Origin of the sequence: Shewanella sp. POL2 (assembly GCF_000282755.1) — a bacterium.
Lineage (GTDB): Bacteria > Pseudomonadota > Gammaproteobacteria > Enterobacterales > Shewanellaceae > Shewanella > Shewanella xiamenensis.
Genome location: NZ_AKZL01000011.1, coordinates 23,397 through 45,831, shown reverse-complemented (window position 1 = coordinate 45,831; position 22,435 = coordinate 23,397). Strand labels below are relative to the sequence as shown.

General features: G+C 45.7%; 14 protein-coding genes and 2 pseudogenes. 12 read left to right on the top strand and 4 right to left on the bottom strand.

Annotated features, from left to right (window positions below; all coding sequences use genetic code 11):
• The first annotated feature begins 51 nt into the window (after window positions 1–51).
• Entirely contained in the window at window positions 52–840 is a 789-nt protein-coding gene (locus SHEWPOL2_RS04490) for a TatD family hydrolase (protein WP_037426481.1), read from the top strand.
• A 256-nt stretch (window positions 841–1,096) separates the two neighbouring features.
• On the opposite strand, the gene rsmF is transcribed toward SHEWPOL2_RS04490, so the two are convergent.
• Window positions 1,097–2,545 carry a 16S rRNA (cytosine(1407)-C(5))-methyltransferase RsmF gene (gene rsmF / locus SHEWPOL2_RS04485; protein WP_037426479.1) on the bottom strand — a complete coding sequence of 483 codons (1,449 nt, stop codon included), beginning with the start codon at window positions 2,543–2,545 and terminating at the stop codon, window positions 1,097–1,099.
• A gap of 154 nt (window positions 2,546–2,699) precedes the next feature.
• Here rsmF and SHEWPOL2_RS04480 point away from each other — a divergent pair.
• Window positions 2,700–3,925: pseudogene (locus SHEWPOL2_RS04480) on the top strand (nucleoside recognition domain-containing protein).
• 125 nt (window positions 3,926–4,050) lie between these two features.
• On the opposite strand, the gene SHEWPOL2_RS04475 reads toward SHEWPOL2_RS04480, so the two are convergent.
• From SHEWPOL2_RS04475 to SHEWPOL2_RS04465, 3 genes are read right to left on the bottom strand one after another with little or no spacing between them, the layout of a single operon-like run.
• Complete coding sequence (locus tag SHEWPOL2_RS04475; protein WP_037426477.1) at window positions 4,051–6,687, bottom strand: MlaD family protein; 2,637 nt, start codon at window positions 6,685–6,687, stop codon at window positions 4,051–4,053.
• Window positions 6,674–7,291, bottom strand: coding sequence for a paraquat-inducible protein A (locus SHEWPOL2_RS04470; RefSeq protein WP_037419279.1), 618 nt, complete (start codon window positions 7,289–7,291; stop codon window positions 6,674–6,676). The genes SHEWPOL2_RS04475 and SHEWPOL2_RS04470 overlap by 14 nt, the downstream gene beginning before the upstream one ends.
• A 1-nt stretch (window position 7,292) precedes the next feature.
• A complete protein-coding gene (locus SHEWPOL2_RS04465) occupies window positions 7,293–7,928 on the bottom strand; it encodes a paraquat-inducible protein A (protein WP_037419282.1) in 636 nt (211 codons plus the stop codon).
• A 205-nt stretch (window positions 7,929–8,133) separates the two neighbouring features.
• Here SHEWPOL2_RS04465 and SHEWPOL2_RS04460 point away from each other — a divergent pair, with 205 nt between their 5' ends.
• The 10 genes and pseudogenes from SHEWPOL2_RS04460 to SHEWPOL2_RS04415 all read left to right on the top strand — a co-directional run bounded on the left by SHEWPOL2_RS04460 (window position 8,134) and on the right by SHEWPOL2_RS04415 (window position 22,196).
• Window positions 8,134–8,433: a YebG family protein gene (locus tag SHEWPOL2_RS04460; protein WP_037419285.1), complete on the top strand. Its 300-nt coding sequence runs from the start codon at window positions 8,134–8,136 to the stop codon at window positions 8,431–8,433.
• Between the two features lie 14 nt (window positions 8,434–8,447).
• Window positions 8,448–8,906, top strand: coding sequence for a GAF domain-containing protein (locus SHEWPOL2_RS04455; RefSeq protein WP_037419288.1), 459 nt, complete (start codon window positions 8,448–8,450; stop codon window positions 8,904–8,906).
• A gap of 277 nt (window positions 8,907–9,183) precedes the next feature.
• Entirely contained in the window at window positions 9,184–9,825 is a 642-nt protein-coding gene (proQ, locus tag SHEWPOL2_RS04450) for an RNA chaperone ProQ (protein WP_086023985.1), read from the top strand.
• A 28-nt stretch (window positions 9,826–9,853) separates the two neighbouring features.
• Window positions 9,854–11,899 (top strand): carboxy terminal-processing peptidase, encoded by a 2,046-nt coding sequence (gene prc, locus SHEWPOL2_RS04445; RefSeq protein WP_037426471.1) that lies wholly within the window; start codon window positions 9,854–9,856, stop codon window positions 11,897–11,899.
• Window positions 11,900–11,982: 83 nt separating this feature from the next.
• A complete protein-coding gene (gene pepN / locus SHEWPOL2_RS04440) occupies window positions 11,983–14,544 on the top strand; it encodes an aminopeptidase N (protein WP_037426469.1) in 2,562 nt (853 codons plus the stop codon).
• 262 nt (window positions 14,545–14,806) lie between these two features.
• Window positions 14,807–15,022: a DUF2835 domain-containing protein gene (locus tag SHEWPOL2_RS04435; protein ID WP_037419300.1), complete on the top strand. Its 216-nt coding sequence runs from the start codon at window positions 14,807–14,809 to the stop codon at window positions 15,020–15,022.
• A 338-nt stretch (window positions 15,023–15,360) separates the two neighbouring features.
• On the top strand, window positions 15,361–17,403 hold the full coding sequence (locus SHEWPOL2_RS04430; protein ID WP_037426466.1) for a DUF1302 domain-containing protein: 2,043 nt from the start codon (window positions 15,361–15,363) through the stop codon (window positions 17,401–17,403).
• 12 nt (window positions 17,404–17,415) lie between these two features.
• On the top strand, window positions 17,416–18,780 hold the full coding sequence (locus SHEWPOL2_RS04425; RefSeq protein WP_037426465.1) for a DUF1329 domain-containing protein: 1,365 nt from the start codon (window positions 17,416–17,418) through the stop codon (window positions 18,778–18,780).
• Between the two features lie 54 nt (window positions 18,781–18,834).
• Window positions 18,835–19,845, top strand: a complete 1,011-nt coding sequence (locus SHEWPOL2_RS04420; RefSeq protein WP_037426463.1) for a YCF48-related protein — start codon at window positions 18,835–18,837, stop codon at window positions 19,843–19,845.
• A gap of 31 nt (window positions 19,846–19,876) precedes the next feature.
• Window positions 19,877–22,196 (top strand): annotated as a pseudogene (locus SHEWPOL2_RS04415) (MMPL family transporter).
• Window positions 22,197–22,435 lie beyond the last annotated feature (239 nt).

The following is a 22,435-nucleotide window of genomic DNA, read 5'->3' as shown; positions in this document are numbered from 1 at the left end:
CATCGCTGAGTATCCTTGTGCTCCTTTTTGTTTATCTGCTTGGACATTGCTGTGCTTATCGATTCACATTGCCATCTCGATCGCCTGAAAGCGGCTCCCGATCAACCCACCTTAGAACTCATCCTCGCCAACGCTAAGGCGCGCGGTGTCGACTATATGCTCTGTGTCAATGTGCGCCAGCAGGGATTTGAGTCGATGCGCGACAAGGTTGCGGGTTTCGAGCAGGTGTTTTTATCTTCGGGCGTGCATCCGCTGGATGTGAAAGACGGCCTCGATGTGGAGCAAATTCGCCGTTTTGCAATGGACCCCAAAGTGGTGGCCATTGGTGAAACTGGGTTAGATTATTTTTATGCCGATGAAACTAAAGCCCTGCAACAGCAATGTTTTGAGCAACAAATTGCCTTGGCGGTTGAAGTTGATAAGCCGCTGATTGTGCATACCCGTGATGCCCGTGAAGACACCATCAACATGCTAAAAGCGGGGCAGGCTGATAAAGTCGGTGGCGTGTTACATTGCTTTACGGAAAACTGGGAAATGGCCAAGGCGGCGATTGACTTAGGTTTTTATATTTCCGTTTCAGGCATTGTGACCTTTAAAAATGCCGGTGAGTTAAGAACCGTGATCCGCAAAGTGCCGAAAGAGCGTTTATTGGTGGAAACCGATTCGCCTTATCTTGCGCCTATTCCACACCGTGGACAGGAAAATCAACCCGCCTATGTGCGTGATGTGGCCGAGTTTGTGGCAGAGCTGCGCGGAGAGCGTTACGAAGATCTTGCGCAGTATACCAGTGAGAACTTCTTTAACTTGTTTAAGGATGCGGCGCGCTTGATTGGGCGTTGATTTAGGTTTGCCCCTCTCTTGTGAGCACAATTTTGCTCATATTCGTTAAAACGCAAGCCCATAAAAAAAGGCCCAAAACGATTCTAGCTGTTTGGGCCTAGGGGAATGGCTCGTTGAAGAGCCGTGCGCTACAAACGAAAGTGCCATACAGAGCACTTTACAATAGACTCAGTGTAGTTGAGTTTAGTATGAGTAACACTTTCTCTGCCCCGTTTTTTAGGTTATTTCTCGCTAAAAAATCACCTATTTATAACCATTATGCCTGCGGTGGTAGCAATAATACTTTATCTTTCACTAAGTCTCTGGGCAGGTTGTTTTTTAATTTATTACCTAAATGTTTCGCCATGCCTAAAGGCGCGCCGCCATAACAGACAATCACTTCGCCCTGAGCTTTGCTGGCCGTATCGAGGGGAATATCTCGTCCCATCAAATACTCTTTTGCCTGCTCATCGCTCACTTCTACGACTTTAGCGCCGTTTTTTGCCCCCGCTTTAAGCGCTTTACCCGCTAGAGCAATAATCGCCTCATGGCGCACTTTAAAGCCATGTTTACTGTGATCGGCAAGCTTAACCCCAATCCGCTGAAAGCGCATTTTACCAATAAAGTCTTTAAATTCATGGGGAAATAGCCAAAACTCATCGTCGCGCACCATAATGAGATCATCGGGCAGTTCGATACCCAGATCATCGGTAAAATAGGCTTGAATGGCTTTGGCTTGTTTGGCACTCGCCTCCGTAAAGGGGAAATTCTTTTGCAATTTCGGCTCAGGCTGTAGGCGTGGTACCGAACGGGTTTTAGTCAACTTCGCGACAAAAAAGCCTTCGCTGTCGTAAATCTGTGGCCAAACGTGCAAAAAGCCTTCTGGCGTAGTGGCTTTGTCAGCACCATCAAATAATTGGCTTAAGGACTCAAATTGCACTGCATTGCCATAGGTTTGCTGCAAATATTCACATACACCTTGGTTTTCGTGCCGATTAAGGGTGCAGGTTGAATAAACCAAACTGCCACCCGGTTTTAAGGCCAAAAATGCGGATTCGATTAAGGCTTTTTGGGTTTCGCTAATTGCAAGAACCTCATCGAGCGACCAAGATTTTAACGCGTCCGCATCTTTACGGACCGTGCCTTCACCGCCACAAGGCGCATCAATTAATACCGCATCAAAACTTTCATACAGATACTCACCAAATACTCGGCCATCGAAGTGGGTTAGGGCGCAGTGACTCGCGCCCATGCGCAGCACATTAGCATGGAGTACTTTGACGCGACTTGCAGAATATTCATTGGCAACCAATAAGCCTTGATTATTCATCAAGGCGGCCATTTGCGTGGTTTTAGAGCCAGGTGCAGCTGCTAAGTCCAACACACATTGCCAATCTGCATTGGGGGTAAATAGTGCGATTGGCGGCAGCATGGAGCTGGCTTCTTGGATATAGAATAAGCCCTGAATATGCTCTAGGGCATTGCCGAGCTGCTCTTCTTCATCGTAGCTTATCCAAAAACCATCCTTACACCAGGGGATGGGCTCAAAGGTCCATCCTTTGGGCTGCATCAAACGCTTAAAATCTTCGCTGCTGATCTTTAAGGTGTTGACGCGAATTGAGCGACGAAGTGGTCTTGAACAGGCCGCAATAAAGTCATCCATTGACAGATGGGCGGGCAATTCTTGGGCAATTGTACTGATAAAATTTTGATTTAATTGAACCATAACGGAATTTGGCTGTGTATCAACTGCGGCAAGTATATCATAATCCCTTAGTGGGGCTGGGATTTTATCCCTCTACTATCGTTGGTTCAGATTTGCGTTAAATAAACAAAACGACACGAATAAACAGTTTGAATAACAATAAGGAAGGGGCAGAGTGCTAAATCGGGTGTGGTTAGTGTTTTTCCTCACATCGCTGTTGGCGATGGCTGTGCAGCTTTTTAATGGGCATATCGATGTGCTTTCCAACGCGGTTGAGGCCTTGTTTGCCAGCGCTAAACTCGCCGCTGAAATCGCCTTAGGCTTAGTGGGTGTGTTGTCCCTGTGGATGGGATTAATGCGAATTGGTGAAAAAGCCGGCGTTGTTGGGGCGATTGCCTTTGTATTTGAGCCGCTGCTGCGCCGCTTAATGCCCGAAGTGCCTAACGGACACCCCGCATTTGGCAGTATGACGATGAACTTAACGGCCAACATTTTTGGATTGGATAATGCCGCTACTCCATTAGGTTTAAAGGCAATGCAGGATTTGCAGAGTCTTAATCCGGTCAAAACCGTTGCCACTAACGCACAAATTCATTTTTAGTGCTCAATACCTCCTCGGTGACCTTAGTGCCTGTCACGGTGTTTTTATACCGTGCTCAGCAGGGAGCGGCGGCACCGGCAGACATTTTTTTACCGATACTCATCGCAACCTCTGCCTCGACATTAGCAGGGCTTCTGATTGTCGCCTTTGTGCAGCGCCTTTCACTACTCAATGCCGTGGTACTCGGATATGGCGCTGTGCTGCTGTCGGCATTAGTCGCCAGTGGTTTTTATTTGATGACCTTAACGGCAGACGCGATTGGCACAGTGTCGACCGCCTTGGGCAACGGGGTATTGCTACTGTTAGTCTTCAGTTTTGTGCTGGTGGCGGGCGTGCGAAAAGTAGCTATTTATGATGAGTTTATCGAAGGTGCCAAAGCGGGGTTTAACCAATCGATCCAACTAATCCCGTATCTTCTAGCCATGCTGCTGGCGATTGGTTTACTTAGGGCATCGGGCGCGTTGGATTACCTGCTGCAACTGATTGCGAGTTGCGTGAGTCTTTTCGGGTTTGATACTCGCTTCGTCGATGCTATGCCTACAGCGTTGATGAAACCCTTTAGTGGTTCGGGCGCGCGGGCGATGATGCTCGAAACCATGGCACACCACGGAGTGGACTCCTTTGCTGGTCGATTGGCGGCGATTTTCCAAGGCAGCACTGAAACGACTTTCTATGTGCTGGCGGTTTACTTTGGTTCAGTGGGTATTCGTCATGGGCGCCATGCGCTCGCCTGTGGTCTAACGGCGGATTTTGCAGGGATCAGTGCGGCTATTGCTGTCTGTTATTGGTTCTATGGATAAGCAGCGTTATATGATAAAAATCAGGCGCATTGGAACTGACCAAATGCGCCTGATGTTAATGTCGCGTTTAAATACTTTAGCGTTTCAGCTTACATCAATAGCGCGATTATTTATTGCATGGGAGGCTATTGCGCCGGAGCCCATTCTTGCCATTCACGCTCGGCTTTATGCTGCAGTTTAATCACTGCGCCTTCGCTGAGGCGGTTACTCTCTTGAGTTGTTTCTTTAGTTGCAACATTAATGCCGCCCGCTAATAGGGTTTCGAGCGAACCGGCTTCAATTTGCGCACCAGAGAAAATACCTACATCGACCTTGATACCTGAGGCGTCCCAGAACTGGCTGCTCTGATTCACTAAGTGACTGTACTGGGGCTCAATGTGCGCTTGCATCAGTACACTGTTGCCTGGAGACGATAGGCTATAACCATCGATTTGCCCGATTTTAATGCCACGGAAGAAAATAGGCGTGCCAACTTTCATCGAGCCAAGGTTACTATCTTCTAAGGTAAATTTAAGCGCATCTTCGGCCACGTTAGCATAGCTACTCTCAACCAGTTTGGCTTGGAAGTGGGTGGCTTTTTGCGTGCTCTTACCCGGTAACACGCCAATATAAGGCCCGGTGATTAAGGTTTCAGGGGCTTTAATGCCTGCTAAGGAGATTTGCGCCTCGACCATATGATACTCAGTATCACTGCGGCTGAAATGCTCGGCATAGTCACCATAGAGATAGGCGGTGGCTGTAAGGGTAGTTAAATCGGTATTGAGCTTAACTTGCGTCACTTCACCCACCTGATGACCTTGGTAACGAATGGCGGCTTTTGCAGCCAATTTTGCCGAGGCGGGTAAGGTGAGTTTGATGGCTTGAGCCTGCGCTAAGGCGAGCTGTTTACTTTCGTATAGTTTAAGTGCCGCATTAGGCTCAGTCGTTGAACTGTCCAATAAACCTAAGCTGATGCTGCCCTTTAACGCGCCTTGTAGTGGAGCAACGGCGACATCAATACCCGCAAGACTGGCGCTGACATCCACGGCACTGTTACGCCAAAAGACTTTAGGTTTTTGCACTAAGGGTTGGAACTGCTTATCAATAGCGATCTTAATCGCAAAGTCTTCGGTTTTACCCTGCCAGTTGACCGACTCCACGCTACCAATTTGCATTTTTTTATAGTAAATCGGAGATCCTTGACTAACATCGGCGCCATCAGCACTGATGAGAGTAAAGTATAAACGCTGTTGACGGACAAAGAATTGCTTAGCTTCATCCATTGAGCTAAAGAGTGGCAAACGCGCATTTGCCGCCAGCGAGGTATTACTGGTACCAGGGATCAGACTCACCGCGCCTTTAGTTAATGTCGCTAGATCGCGTGCTTTGACCGATACACCATCAAGAGACGCATCGACGCTCAACGCTGATTCGGGAACAAAATAGCTATCACTGCGGATTAAGCTGGCAAATTCAGGTTGCAGCTCGAGTAGATATTCAACGGCCGACAGATCTTTGGTTAATTTCACCTCGAGCACCTGACCGATAGGTAATTGCTTGTAACGCACTTCGGCGCCAGCGGTTAAGCCCATGTTTTCGGGCGAGGTTATTGTTGCCTTAAGTTTTTTCGCTTGTAGCACATCAGGAGCTGAGGATTGCAAGGCAAAACTACTTGGCAGTGCCGAATTAGCATGGGTGCCGGGTAAAAAGTTAATCACGCTTCCTGTGAGTAAACGCTCGGGGTTTTTGATCCCAGAGAGCGAAATATCGGCGCCCTCAAGCCAAAACTGGCCGTCCCGAGTTAAAAGGTTAGCGTATTCAGGCTCAAATTTTGCCACCGCAGTCACACCTGCAGCGGTGAGTTGCTTGCTTTGAACTGCACCAATGGTGATGCCGCGATATACAATACGAGTGCCTTTATCAATAGCATTGCCATCACTCATGGTCAGACTGACTTCAATCCCGCCAAGGGCGCTGGTTTCGGAATCATAGAGAGCAAAACTGTCGCCATTTTGTGCCGCAGGCGCTTTTTCATCGGAACTGAAACTCACGCCACCCGCAAGGATAGAAGCAAGGCTCTCAGTGTTGACTTTAATGCCCGCTAAACTAGCATCGACTTTAACGCCTGACACATTCCAAAAGTGAGAGTTTTTCTTCACTAAACGTGCATATTGCTCTTGGATAAAGGCGCTGATAATCACTCTAGCGTTGCCGTCTAAACGATAGCTGACCACGCTGCCCACAGGGATTTGACGGAAGAACACTGGCGAGCCCACATCTAATGAGCCGAGTTTATCGGCCGTCAGTTCAATCATTACCCCTTCCGAGCCAATTTGCATTGGTGGCGGTTGGCGTTCTGCCTCAAACAAAGTGGCGGCATTGCCTTTGCCTGGTTGGATTGCAATATAGTTGCCTGAAAACAGCGCATCCAGACCTTCAACGCCTGTGATGCTGGCCTTTGGGGTAACTAACCAGAAGAGGGTTTCTTTATTTAAGAAAGGCTTAGCGCGATAGTCCATCATCACCTTCACGTTAACGCCTTTAAGATCATCATCAATACCGATATCTTTTACCTTACCAACGGTTAAGCCTTGGTATTTGACTAAGGTTTTGCCCACGTCGATCCCAGTGGCACTGGGGAAGTGGATTTGAATTTCAATGCCCGATTCTTTGATGCTCTTAATACCCAGCCATGCGCCAAGCGCGAGCGCCACAATCGGGAGCAGCCAAATCGGCGAAAAGAGCTTTTTCTTCACAACTTTTGGCGATTCAATTTGTGTCATCTTGAGGTTCCAGTCGATCCCAGAGTAAACGAGTGTCTAAAACTTTTGCGGCAAGTTGCGTCAGTAAAATCACCAATGCAAATGCCGTGGCCGCGGGTGCAGGCTTTGCATCGAGTAATTGCCCCATATTCACTAGGGCAACGGTCAGCGAGATCACAAATAAATCGAGCATCGACCAGCGGCCAATCCACTCAATAACATGAAATCCCACCATAAGTTTTTGCTTTGAAATTGGCAGGTTGAAACTGATAGCACACAGATAAGTGGCTAAGCCGATAATCTTTACCCAAGGCACTAAAATACTGGCAATAAACACAATAATGGCGATGGGTAACATGTCCGATTGGACTAAATGAACAATTCCGGAAAAGATCGTATCGTGACGCACCTTTCCCTGATTGGTGAGCACCGTAATGGGATAGAGGTTGGCTGGAACCAATAAAATGGCGGCAGTAATAAGCAGCGCCCAACTTTTTTGTAAGCTGTTGTAATCGCGGACCTGTAATTCTGATTCACAACGACTACAGTGGCTATCCTCACTGCTATTGAGTTGCCTACAAACGCGGCACAAACACAGGCCTAAATCCTTTCCTTGCTGCTTCATATCAGTGATGTTCCTGCATAAGAAGACCCCACATATGCTCAATATCATATTCACGCTGTAAAAACAGGGTGACTAAAAAAAGCATGGTGAAGCAAAAGGTACCCATTCCAAAATAAATATCCGAAAAATCAGACAATTGAAATGATGAGACGAGGAAGCTAATCACATAAATCTCAAGCATTGTCAGCTGCGAAAGGAACCCCTGAAATGTGAGTAATTGTTTGAGACTATGGCGCCAAAACGGGCTCGCAAGCCCCCATTTTATAATCAAAATTTGCGCAAGAATCGATAGGATCAATAAACCAGGGCCAACCACTGCGGCAGCAAGGACGGCTAATCCCACTACCCAATAACCTTGTTCGAAGACGGCAAAAGCGCCTTGAAATACCGTTGTTGTGCGAATACTGCCCAGAAAATGGATTTCTAGCACAGGAAAAAAGTTAGCAGGAAAATAAAACACCAACGCGGTAATGCACAGTGCCAACATGCCATTTACTGAACAGTATGGAGTGTCATAAAGTGCGGTGTTGCAACGCGGACACAACGCTCTGACCCCTGTTGGGAGGGCTCGTTTCCGAATGGCCAAGTCGCAGGAACGACAGAGGATTACAGAGTTTTCTGCTGTATTGTCATGCATATAAAAATATTATATTAGCCCCAAAGCCACTGAGATTGAGCAAATAATCCGAAAACAACAAATTATAAGGTGAGATATCAAATTGATTGACCCATCTCCACAACATAAAGCGCAGTCATAATATCAGAATAATCAGAACACTTGCATCACTAGTTCACTTTATGTCATTCTGGTTACTGTATATAAAAACAGTGCGAGGGCGGTCATGGCAGTTATTACACAGTTTGTCGTGGTAAGAGAAGGGGTAGAAAAGATGACATTCACATCGAAAAAGGAGGCTGATGCCTACGATAAGATGCTCGACATCGCTGATAACCTCATTCCATTTATTCAGAAAGCGGAACTTGGGATTGATGAAAGTCTAACCGAACAGCTCGCATTCTATTTTGCTAACAATAAAGATGAGCTAACAAACTTGCTTAAAGGCGTGGTTCAAGTTAATAGTACGCCAACAAAACCAAACACAGCCAAAAAAGCGTCTAAGAAGGACGATGCTGCTGAATAATTTTTAGGAAGCATATGAAACCGCAATTTTATGAATCACTGAACCGTCAAGCGTTAGCGTTACTCGAAGGCGAAGATGATTTAGTGGCTGCTATGGCTAACTTTTCAGCCCTGCTTAATGACAACCTAACCGAACTAAACTGGGTAGGTTTTTACGTTATGCGCGGCGAACAGTTAGTATTAGGCCCATTCCAAGGTAAAGTGGCTTGTACCCGCATTCCGATGGGTAAAGGCGTGTGTGGCACTGCAGCACTGGCTAATCAAACTCAACGGGTTGCCGATGTGCATCAATTCGATGGACATATCGCCTGCGATGCGGCCAGTAATTCCGAAATTGTTATCCCTGTTCGCGCTAATGGTCAGGTGATTGCTGTACTGGATATTGATAGCCCTATTTTTGACCGCTTTGACGAAGAAGACCAAAAGGGCTTGGAATTATTGGTAAAAAGCTTCGAAAACTGCCTATTTGCTTAATTTGCGTACAATAACGCATAATTCATAGTCGCAATCGGTGGCGTGCGCCTTATAATAGCGCATGCCCTGATAAGGCTTGTTTGGGCATTGCCCGAATAAACCTGAGAGGTTTAGCCGTAAAAAATGGTTAACTGATATTTTTTAACTTTAGTTAACTCGGCGAGAATGTTAATTTGTACTTTGGCTCAATTGTGAGCTTAACCAAGATAAACGACACGTAAGAAGCTGATTTATATCACCTCGAATTCGATGTCCCTTTTTAACTGTGGAAGTAATGATGGAATCAACAGATAAGTTGACCGACACCAACGCAATTTTGGCGTATTTGTATGAAACATTTCCTTTGTGCTTTATTGCTGAAGGTGAAACTAAGCCATTAAAAATCGGATTGTTTCAAGATTTGGCTGAAAGGTTGGCTGATGATTCTAAAGTCAGTAAAACTCAACTGCGCGTGGCGTTAAGACGTTACACTAGCAGTTGGCGTTACCTCAAATCGGTAAAAGCTGGTGCCCAGCGTGTGGATCTTGATGGTCAGCCTTGTGGCGAGCTAGAGCAAGAACATATCGATCATGCTCAAGCCATGTTGAAAGAAAGCCAAGAAAAAGCCAAAGCTAAGCGTGCTGCTCAAGCTGCCAAAGTGGCTCCGGCTGGCAAAGCTCCAGCGAAAAAGGCCCCTAAGAAAGTAGCTGTTCCTGCCCGCAAGACTGAGCGTCCTGCCAAAGTGGCTCCTAAGGCTGAACCTGCTGTTAACTTAGTCCAAGCGCAATTGACCGATTTAGCTAAGAAACAGCGTGTCAATGTTAAGTTAGGTATGACGCCAGTAGCCGGCGTGATCACTGACATTAACAAAGAAGACATTCATGTTCAGCTTGATAGCGGCTTAACGATAAAAGTGAAAGCAGAACATATTCTGCTGTAATCATTTAATCTAACGGAGTAACTTGTTGATGCGAAAACTCATTTTGGCTACATCCATCGCCACTGTTTTTGTCGGATTCTCGGCTTGGGCTGTGCCTCCTACGATTCAAATCAGCGAGTTACCCACTCTCAAGCAGGAAGCGCAGCATAAAGTGGCCAGTAAACGAGTGACAGATTTATACACTCGTTCGCATTACCATCGATTTGCGCTCGATGACGCGTTTTCTGCGCAGATTTTTGACCGCTATTTACAGCAACTTGATTACCGTCGCAATGTGCTGACCCAAGCCGATGTCGACAGTTTTAAGCCTTATATCAATCAGTTTGACGATATGCTGAGTTCAGGTGAACTCGACCCTGCCTACAAAATGTTTGATTTGGTTCAAAAACGTCGCTACGAAGGCTTTGTGTACGCGCTTTCTCTGCTCGATAAAGAAATGGATTTTACCGTTCCTGGTGATGCCTACGAGTACGATAGGGAAGATGTCGCTTGGCCAAAAGATCAAGCTGAAATCAATGAGCTTTGGCGTCAGCGAGTGAAATACGATGCGTTGAATCTCAAGCTTACTGGCAAAAAATGGCCTGAAATTGTTGAGATTCTGCAAAAACGTTATAACAACGCCATCAAACGTTTGACTCAGACCAATAGTGAAGATGTGTTCCAAGCGGTGATGAATGCATTTTCTCGCAGCATTGAGCCGCACACTAGCTATTTATCCCCCCGTAATGCTGAGCGTTTCCAAATGGAAATGAACTTGAGCCTAGAGGGTATTGGCGCGCAGTTACAGCTCGAAGATGATTACACTGTGATTAAGAGTTTAATCGCAGGTGGTCCTGCCGCTGGCAGTGAAAAACTGTCACCAGAAGATAAGATTGTTGGTGTTGGCCAAGAGGGTGGCGAGATCGTTGATGTTATCGGCTGGCGTTTAGACGATGTCGTTGAGCTCATCAAAGGTCCTAAGGGCAGTAAAGTCGTTTTGCAGATTTTACCGAAGAAAGGTGGCTCAAATGCTAAGCCGTTTAACGTCACTTTAGTACGTGACAAGATTCGCTTAGAAGACCGTGCCGCGACTTCTAAAATCATCGAACCTAAAGACGGTGAATACGCCAATCGTAAAGTCGGAGTTATCCAAATTCCTGGATTCTATATGAATTTATCCCAGGATGTGGAAAAGGAACTCGTTAAACTCAACGAAGCAAAAGTCGAAGGTGTCGTTATCGATTTACGTGGTAATGGCGGCGGTGCATTAACCGAAGCCGTGTTACTGACCGGACTCTTTATTGACATGGGCCCTGTGGTGCAAATCCGTGACGCCGATGGCCGTGTGTCAGCTCACCGCGATAACGATGGCAAGACTACCTACGCAGGTCCGTTGACCGTGATGGTTGACCGTTACAGCGCATCAGCTTCTGAGATTTTTGCAGCAGCATTGCAGGATTATGATCGTGCATTGATTGTTGGTGAGTCCAGTTTCGGTAAAGGCACAGTGCAACAGCATAAGAGCCTAGGTCGGATCTACGATATGTACGAGAAGCCTATCGGCCATGTGCAATACACCATTCAGAAGTTTTATCGCATTAACGGTGGTAGTACACAACTCAAAGGTGTGACGCCGAATATTGCGTATCCAAGTGCGTTAGAGCCTGGTGAGTATGGTGAAGCTGAAGAGAAGAATGCTTTGCCTTGGGACAAAGTCCCGATGGCGCAATACGGTACGCTAAATGATATCACCCCTGAACTGGTGGCGAGTTTAGAGAAAAAGCACCTTGCCCGTATTCAAAACAGTGTTGAGTTTAACTATATCAATCAAGATATTGCTGACTTTAAAAAGCATCACAAAGAGAAAACGGTCTCCTTAGTGGAAAGTGAGCGTATTGCATCACGTGAAGCTGATGAGAAGAAAGTGCTCGATAGAACCAATGAGCGTCGCGTAGCCAATGGTTTAGCGCCAGTTAAATCGATGGAAGATATTAAAGATGATGTTGCTGCGCCAGATGCATTTTTAGATGAAACGGCTTATATCACTCTAGATATGGTGGATGCGAAAAAGCTAGCTAACGCTGGCACTAAATAGGCGGAAGTTACGTCTGTTTACCTTACCTTAAAACGCGCTTATGGCGCGTTTTTCTTATTTAAATCAGTGTTAAAGGGAACGAAATGACACAAGTTCAAGCAAAATACCTTAAAGACTACCAAGCTCCCCAGTTCACGATTGAATCCATCGACTTAGATGTTAATCTTAACGGTAAAAATACCGTTGTTAAGGCTATAAGCAAGGTTAAACGTAGCTCTTCCCACGCTAATCCTATAGTGCTTGATGGTGAAGGATTAACCTTAGTCAGCGTGGCGATTGATGGTCAACAGGTAGCGTATCAAGTTGGTGAAGGGCAGTTGACAATCGAAACGACCCTAAATGAGTTTGAGCTGACCATCATCACCCAACTGGATCCTGAAGCCAACTCAAGCCTCGAAGGGCTTTATATGTCTGACGGTGCCTATTGCACCCAGTGTGAAGCTGAAGGCTTTAGACGTATCACTTACTTCCTCGACCGTCCTGACGTATTGGCTAAATATACTGTGCGTATTGAAGCCGACAAGCTGGCGTTCCCGTTCCTGCTCAGTAACGGCAACTTGATTGACAAAGGTGATCTCGATGGCGGACGCCATTATGTACGTTGGCAGGACCCTTTCCCCAAGCCGGCCTACCTTTTTGCCCTCGTGGCAGGTGATTTTGATCTGTTGCAGGATGAGTTTATTACCCGCAGTCAGCGTAAAGTGGTGCTACAGGTTTTTGTTGATAAAGGGAATTTGCATAAGGCGCACCATGCTATGGCATCCCTTAAAAAGTCTATGGCTTGGGATGAGTCCCGTTTTGACCTTGAATATGATTTAGATATCTACATGATCGTTGCTGTCGACTTTTTCAATATGGGGGCGATGGAAAATAAAGGCTTAAATATCTTTAATACCAAATATGTCCTCGCCGATACTTTGACCGCCACTGATGAGGATTACCATGGTATTGAATCCGTAGTCGGCCATGAATATTTCCATAACTGGACGGGCAACCGTGTCACTTGCCGTGATTGGTTCCAATTAAGTCTCAAAGAAGGCTTAACAGTTTTTCGCGACCAAGAGTTTAGTTCGGATTTAGGTTCGCGCGCGGTAAATCGAATTCACGCCATTAAAGTCATTAAAAACCAGCAGTTCGCTGAAGACTCAGGCCCAATGGCACATCCAATTCGTCCAGAGTCCGTGATTGAGATGAATAACTTTTATACGGTGACAGTGTATAACAAGGGCGCCGAAGTTATTCGCATGATGCACACTTTGCTTGGTGAAGCCCGTTTCCAAGCGGGGATGAAGTTATACTTTAAACGCCACGATGGCCAAGCTGTGACCTGCGATGATTTTGTTGCGGCGATGGAAGATGCCAGTGGTATCGATTTAACCCAATTCCGCCTCTGGTATAGCCAAGCAGGTACGCCGGTAGTAACCGCAAGCGACAGTTTTGATGCTGCATCAGGGCGTTATCAGTTAACACTTAAACAGACTCTTACAGGCTGCACCTCGCCGCTGCATATTCCTTTTAGTCTGGAGCTGTTGGACGATAAGGGACTATCACTGGTCAACCAAGTGATCAGTTTTACTGACGCCGAACAAGTATTTACTTTTGAAGGACTCCGCCATAAACCTGTGGCGTCATTGCTGCAAGATTTCTCTGCGCCAGTTAAATTGCACTATCCCTTCGAAGTTGACCAACTTGTTCATTTGATGCGTTTTGCTTCGAGTGAAGTGGCGCGTTGGGAGGCATCCGTTACTCTCGTTAGCCAAGCAATTTGGCAAAATGTTGAACATTTACAGCAACATCAGACGATGACCTTAGATGGAAGAGTGAAGGATAGTTTTAAAGGGGCTTTACTCGATGAGAAACTCGATCAGGCATTAATGGCTGAGATTTTAGCGATTCCATCGGCTTCCGCTTTGATTGAGCAAACTGATACTGTTGACCTTGATGCGTTAGCGCTCGCGCGTGAATTTGTGCTCACAGAGCTTGCTGCTTACTGCGAAGATGAATTAACGGCACTTTATCGCTCATTGGTTAATTTGGATTGCACTAAAGCCCGCGCCCTTAAAAACCAATGTCTAAATTGGCTTAGCCGAGTTAGCAATGATGCCGAAACCTTTGTGGTAGAGCAGTTTGCTAAGGCTTGTAATATGACGGATTCGCTCGGCGCATTAACGGCAGCCAATGTTGGCTCTTTAACTTGCCGTGACCAGTTAATGGCTCAATTTGAGACGCGCTGGCGTGATACGCCGCTAGTGATGGATAAATGGTTTATGTTACAGGCGACTCATGATAGCGATGATGTGATTGATACATTACGTCAATTACAACAACACGCGAGTTTTAGCATGAGTAATCCCAATCGGGTGCGTTCGCTTATTGGTAGTTTTGCCTCTGGAAATATTTATCAATTCCACCGCGCCGATGGCAGAGGTTATGAGTTTTTAACTGAGTGCCTTATCAACTTAAATCAGCTTAACCCACAAGTTGCCGCCAGAATGGTGACACCGCTGATCCAATTCAGTAAATTCGATGAAACACGTCAGCGTAAGATTAAGGCCTGTTTAACGCGTTTATTAGACTTACCTGGACTCTCTAAGGATTTATTCGAAAAAGTGTCCAAAGCGTTAGCGAAGTCGTCATTAACGTGAGCTCGAGATAAGCAGAGCCGCTGAATAGGCTCTTTTCGAGCCTCTCTGCGTTGCTCTGTCTCACCATCGCTCGCTATGGCATACGACAGAGCGCCTTGATATGCGCACAAATCTGCGCATTCAGGCAGATAATAGATTTTTCGTTTCAAAATAATCATTTATAGCATTGAGTTAGTTTATTAAATTTAGGTTTTTCGACACTCGTTACCCCGAGTTCAGGTTAATTAGAGGAGGAGGGCAGCATTTTGCTGCCCTTATCAATATGGAATTGTATTTTAAGTTAACCCTTAGCTATCAAGATTTTTTACCTTACTATCAAGGGCTGGCCGATAAAGTTGAAGTGCGTGAACGTCAAGGGCGGATCCTTTGGATTAGCGGGCGACATTTTAGGCGTTTTTTAACTGAAAATGGTATTCATGGGCAGTTTAAACTCGTGCTCGACGATAAAGGTCAATTTGTGTCATTGGAGCGGTTGTAGAAACAAATTGTTGATTTTATCTTAGAGTAATTACTTTAAACGGTCGACTAATTACAATTAATAAAACATGATAATTTCTTTGTGATTATGTTAATGAAATTTATGATTTTTTATCTTGCTTTGCCTCAGTATTCCAATCTTCTGCTTTACTAATTTAAATCCCATCTTTGTACTCGATGACATAAATGTGTCTACGTGCTTAATTCTTTAGAAAATTTTCTCTAACTGTGCCTTGCTCATGGGGATTAATTGCTGTAACAATGATGTTACCTGTGAGCTAACAAGATGTTGGTTGTAATTCCAAGAACAAAGAATCCAGCAGGGTACGGAGAGCTAAAATGAAAATTGTTAAAAAAAGTTTTAACAAGTCGGCGCTTGCTTTGGGGGTGGCGTCGGCATTGAGTTTGTTGATGATATCGAATGTTAATGCGGTTGCGTTCGATTGGGGGGAGGTACAAGGCACGTTTGACTCAACGTGGACTGCGGGTGCCAGTTGGCGTGTCGGTGAGCGCGATTGGGATGGACAAATTGGTAAAGTTAACCAGCCACAATTTGATTGGTCGAATTATACTGCGTTTGGCAATACTAAATACACATCTGCTGAGATTTGGGCACAGCCAGGTTCCTATTCAAGCAATAACGATTTAAGTAATTTGCTTTATTCTCAGGGTGATACTACTTCTGAGATCGTTAAAGGATTACATGAGCTGTCCCTGAAGTATGAGAACTATGGTCTGTTTGCTCGTGGCATGTATTTTTACGATCGTAAATTAAACGATGGTAACTATGACTTCAATGACCCGATAACAGGCAAAGAATTCGATCCTTGTGAGGATAATCGTGCTTCAGAAGTGCAATGTAAGGACATCCGTCTGTTAGATGCCTTTGTTTATGCGAATTTTGATTTAAATGACGGTGCCAACCCACTCTCTATCCGTTTAGGTAACCAAGTGGTTTCTTGGGGGGAAAGTACTCTTATCGCCCATGGTATTGGTGAGATTAACCCTGTTGATTTGAACATCCTTAATGCTCCCGGTGCTGAACTGAAAGAAGCCTTTAGACCTCAGGGCATGGTGTGGGCTTCTCTTGGGATCACAGAAAACTTATCGGTAGAAGCTTTCTATCAATATGATTGGGAACCTATTTGGGTGCCAACACCTGGTTCAATTTTTGCGACTAACGATTTTGCAGGCTTTGGTGGTTACAATCAAAACGCACAGTTAGGTTTTAACGCCAACCCTGATATCAACTTAGACTTTGTGATGCAGGAATATCAACGTCTAGCTGGGATGATTGCCAGTGGTCAGACAATTCCAACGCAACAGCTCGTCGCGATGGCATTAGCTTATCCTACTAAAGTCACTTTAGTGCAAGATGAACAAGAGCCAAGTAATGATGGCCAATATGGTGTCAAATTGGGGTATTACGCGCCTGAATTGGGCGATACCGAGTTTGGTTTCTATTTTATGAACTACCATAGCCGCCGTCCGCTGATCAGCGGTACAGCCGCCGATTTTAGCACCGGTGCTCTGTTATCTGACTTAGCGGTTCTGGGGCAAAATGCGGGTGATATCAACCGCGAATTACTGCTCAGTTTAAAGAGTTTCTCTAAAGCGCAAATTGTGTACCCTGAAGACATCAAGCTTTATGGCTTCAGTTTTAACACTTCACTAGGCGATACTTCAGTTGGTGCTGAAATTGCCCACCGTCAAGATGAACCACTGCAAATTGATGACGTAGAACTGCTGTTCGCAGGTATGCCTCAGCAGTTAGCAAATGCCGGTATTCGCCCCGATTTCGACGGTATTTCACAAATTGATGGAGTAAAGCCTGGTGATACCGTTGACGGCTTTATCCGCTTAGATACGACTCAGGCGCAAGTCACTTTCACTCACCTATTTGGTCCTACATTGGGCCTAGATAACCTGACGATGTTAGCTGAAGTTGGCGGGGTGTGGATCCATGATATGCCTGGGTTTGATGAATTGCGCTTAAATGGTCCGGGAACGGCGCGTTCTGGCGGTAATCCTGATATGCCAGGCATTATTCAAGCGTTGCATAACGGCCCTGAAACTAACCCATTCCCAACCGATTTCGCATGGGGATATCGCCTTGTAGCTAAAGCTGAGTTCAACAACTTGTTTGCGGGTGTAAACATGTCTCCACGGATGATTTTCTCGCACGATGTTGATGGTATTACACCAGATCCTATGTTCCTCTTCACAGAGGGACGCAAGTCAGTCGCTTTGGGTCTGAACTTTGAATACCAAAACCGTTGGGGGGCCGATCTGTCCTACAACAACTTCTTTGGTGGTGTAGGTACAACCAACGCGATGGCAGATCGTGATTATATTTCATTCAATATCAAGTATTCGATCTAAAGGACTATAACAATGAAGAAACTGTCGATATTGGCAAGTGCGGTCATTATGGCACTTGTAGCACCAGCAGCGATGGCTAAAGTATCCGAAGTCGAGGCCGCAAAACTGGGTAACGAATTAACCCCATTAGGTGCTGAAAAGGCTGGAAATGCTGATGGTTCTATCCCCGCATGGGATGGTGGTATTACTAAGCCTGTAGCGGGTTACACTAAGGGGATGCATCATCCTGATCCTTTTCCTGAAGATAAGATTGAATTTACCATTACCAATGCAAACAAAGCGCAATATAAAGATTTTTTGACCCCAGGTCAGATGAAATTATTTGAGCTTTATCCTGATACTTACAAGATGAATGTGTACAAGACTCGTCGTAGTGCTTCCGTACCGCAATTTGTCTACGATGCGACCAAAGCCAATGCGACCCGTGCCGAATTGGTGGCGCAAGGTAATGGTATTTCGGGTGCATCGATAGGTATTCCATTCCCTATTCCAGCTAACGGTTTAGAAGCCATTTGGAACCATATTCAACGCTTCCGTGGTGTGGATGTTGAAACCTCACGTAGCCAAGCGGCACCGACAGCTGATGGTAGTTTCACCTTAGTGGAAACTGCCGAGGAAATCCGTTTCGAATATTCTCGTCCTGAGATTACTTTAGATCAGTTAAAAGCGAGCAACACCTTGTTTTATTTTAAACAAGTAGTGACTCAACCTGCACGTTTAGCGGGTACTGCGCTGCTAGTTAAAGAAACCATGGATCAAGAAGCTTTACCGCGCCAGGCATGGACCTATAACACAGGCCAGCGTCGCGTGCGTAAGGCACCCAACGTTGCCTTTGATACACCGGGTACCGTATCCGATGGTCTGCGCACCACTGACGATTTCGACATGTTTAACGGCTCACCCGTGCGCTACAACTGGGAGCTTGTGGGCAAGAAAGAAATCTATATTCCTTACAATGACTACAAATTGCATTCAGATAAGTTGAAATATGACCAAATTTTAAAACCCGGTCATATCAATCCTGAGTTCGTCCGTTGGGAAAAACACCGCGTGTGGGAAGTTAAGGCGACACTGAAAGACGGTATGCGCCATATCTATAAAACCCGCGTGATGTATCTTGATGAAGACTCTTGGCAGGTATCGATTGCCGATCTGTATGACAACCGTAATGAACTTTATCGTGTGGCGGTTGCCCATGGTTTGAACTATTACGAAGTGCCTACCCAGTGGGATACCTTAGAAGTGTTCCATGATTTGCAGTCCCGTCGTTACTTAGCTATGGGCTTAGACAACCAGAGCGGTATGTATAATTTCGATGCCAAACTGAGTGAAGCGAACTTCACCCCAGATGCGCTGCGTCGCGAAGGTATTCGTTAATCAGCCACGGTAAAAGGGGCGCTAAGCGCCCCTCATTAGTTTAAGGAAGTTTGTATGTCGTTTCGCATCCTTCAATGTGTCGCTGCGATAAGTGTTGGTTGTTTATTTTCTTCCCCGTTGTTTTCTGCTGTGCCAGAGCGTTTTCCACAAATCCAGCCGTTGGCCGCATCTTCTTTAGTGCTCGATATTGCACACGCTGGACAGCATTTGGTTGCCGTGGGTGAGCGTGGTCATGTGTTAGTGTTAAATGACAAATGGCAACAAGTTCCGACGCCAACTTCGGTTCAGTTAACAAAGGTTTTCTTTTTAAATGAAAAACTCGGTTGGGCTGTTGGTCACGATGCCACCATTTTGCACACTCAAGATGGCGGCCAAACGTGGTCGTTACAAATGCAGTCAACTGAAATTGAAAAGCCTTTCCTTGATGTGTTGTTTTTAAATGAACAAGAGGGCATAGCGATTGGTGCTTACGGGCTTTTTTATCGCACCCGTGATGGTGGCGCAAATTGGGCTGAAGAATTCCATGAAGAGTTACTGGCCGAAGAAGACGTATCCTATTTATCGGAGTTAAAAAATAGCGACCAAGACGCTTATCTGACCGAGCGCGCTTCATTATTGCCACATTTTAATCGGATGATTGAGCTTAATGATGGCCGCTTATTATTAGTCGGAGAGCTTGGTTTAGTGGCGGTGTCGGCTGATAAAGGCCAAACCTTTACCCGCACAGGGTTTGATTACGATGGCTCTATGTTCAATGCTATCCAATTGCAGGATTCAGTCTACGTAATGGGGCTTAGGGGGCATGTTTTTAAGGCGGATTTGAGTCTTGGCCAATGGGATGAGATTGAGATGCCAGTTAAATCATCCATCAACGGCGCCATGGTTAGCTCGGACACTAGCCTTTATCTAGTGGGAAATGCTGGCGTGGTTATCCAGTTAAATAAGGATGATAGTTCGAGTATTGTCACTCGTCGCCAAGGGGAAAACTTAGTTTCAATTGCCAAAGATAACCAAGGGAATGTGTGGTTATCGGGTAGCCAAGGGCTACTCACTCTGAAGCCATAAATTATAAAACAACAATAACAGGGCCGATAAGATGTTAGAAAAACTGGTCAACGGATTTGAGTCATTTTTATTCCGCAACCGTGCTTGGGTGGTGAGCATTTTTATTTTGCTTGACGTTTTTTTTGGGCTACCAGGCAAGCCAATTAAAAATGGATGCGGCATTCATTAAAAATATTCCGCTCAATCATAGCTATATGCAAACCTACCTCAAACACCAAAAAGATTTTGGTGGCGCCAATAGCATTATGGTGGCGGTGGAAGACACCAGCGGCAATATTTTTAACCCTAACTTTTTTGATACCCTTAAAAATGTCCATGATCAGCTATTTTTTATTCCAGGTGTTGACCGCTCGCAGGTGAAATCCTTGTTTTCACCTTCGACTCGTTTTACTGAGGTTGTCGAAGATGGTTTTGCTGGCGGCCCTGTGATCCCCGCCGATTTTACGACCACTGAAGCGGGTTTAAATACGGTGCGCGATAACATCGAAAAAGCAGGCATTGTGGGACGTTTGATTGCCAATGATTACAGTGCTGCTATGGTGTCGGCCCAGTTGATGGACTTTGATCCACAAACGGGTAAACCCTTAGATACCATTGCCTTTGCCGCTCAGTTGGAGAAGGAACTTCGCGGTAAGTATGAAACCGACAAGGTGAAAATCCATATCATTGGTTTTGCCAAGATGGCGGGTGACGTGGCCGATGGTGCCAAAGGCGTATTGCTGTTCTTCGTGATTGCCATTTTTATCACCGCTGTAATGGTCTATCTGTTTTCTAAATCGATTATTCTGACAATATTCCCTCTCGTCTGTAGCTTAACTGCGGTGATCTGGCAGCTTGGTTTATTAACGGTAATTGGTTTCGGTCTCGATCCGATGTCGATTCTGGTGCCATTTCTGGTGTTTGCGATTGGTGTTAGTCACGGTGTACAGATTATTAACGCGGTAAGACGTCGGGTGATGGATGGACAAACGACCAAGGCGGCCTCGGCTTCGGCGTTTCGTAGCTTACTCGTCCCCGGTGGCGTAGCATTACTGTCTGATACAGTGGGTTTTATTACGTTACTCTCTATTGATATTGGTATTATTAGAGAGCTAGCGATTTCGGCATCCTTAGGTGTCGGTGTGATTATTTTCACTAACCTTATCCTGTTACCGCTGGTGATTTCCTTTACTGAGCTCAAAGTTGCGCCACAAGGTGCTGCGCCATCATCGGATGAAGTGCGTGCCGAGGCGATTTGGCGCTACCTAGCAAAATTTGCTACGCCTAAATATGCGATGGTAGTGATAGTGGCAACGATAGCCTTGTATTTTTTGGGGCTGCAACAGGCAAACCAGATGAAAATTGGTGATCTACAAGGCGGCGCGCCTGCTCTGCACCAAGATTCACGTTATAACCTAGATACTTTCTTTATTACCGACCACTTCTCTATCACCACGGATGTAATGACTGTGATAGTTGAAGCTACTCCAGAAGCTTGTACCTATCACGATGTATTGACCCAGATTGATGAGTTTGAGTGGTTGGTACGTAATACTCCTGGCGTTGAGTCAACCGTTAGCTTGGCATCCGTGGCGAAAAAGGTAAACGCAGGTTTTAACGAAGGCAATCCAAGATGGGAAGTGTTGCCGCGTACAACGGCGAGTTTAGTGCAGGCGATTGGTCAAATTCCTACGACGTCAGGGTTGTTAAATGGTGATTGCTCGGTGATGCCAGTGTATTTATTTATGCAGGATCATAAAGCAGAAACCATTGAGACTGTGGTTGCCAAGGTGAAAGCGGTCGCGGCCAAAATGAATAATGATAAGCTGCAATTTAAGCTAGCCTCTGGCCCAGTGGGAGTGATGGCCGCAACCAATGAAGCTGTTGCTGAAGCCCAATTACCTATGATGATCTATGTGTATGGCGCAGTATTTGTACTTTGCCTTATCAGCTTTAAGTCATTTAAGGCAACGGTAGCGGTGATTATTCCACTTTATGTGGTCTCAACACTGGCGCAAGCGTTGATGACTCAGCTCAATATTGGCTTAGCTGTTAGTACCTTACCCGTTATCGCCCTTGGTGTAGGCATCGGGGTCGACTATGGTATCTATATCCTGTCGACCATGTCGTCCAAGTTGTCGAATGGGATGCCAGTTCAACAAGCCTACTATGAAGCCTTAGTCGAGCGGGGCAGTGCAGTGATATTCACCGGCTTAACCTTGGCGATTGGGGTAAGCACTTGGTTTTTCTCGGCGCTAAAGTTCCAAATGGATATGGGGATCCTGCTTACTTTCATGTTTGTGGTAAATATGTTGGGGGCAATAATTATCTTGCCAGCGTTGTCGGCAGTGTTTTGGCGACAAGCTAAGTAGTATCAATGAATGGGGAGTTTAACTCCCCATTTTCTTTTGCATAGATAGTCTGTTTTTACGATTGTTTGGTCATTTTGTGTGCTTTAATCGCGTGGCGACTGGATTTCAAGAGGATGTACCACTAAAATTTTCCTCGAAATACAGAGGATTTAGTAATAAACTTCGCGCGACGATCTAGATCACACTCGCTTTTCTCAGATTGTTAAGCCGAAGCATCCAAATAATGAAAAAAAGCGCTG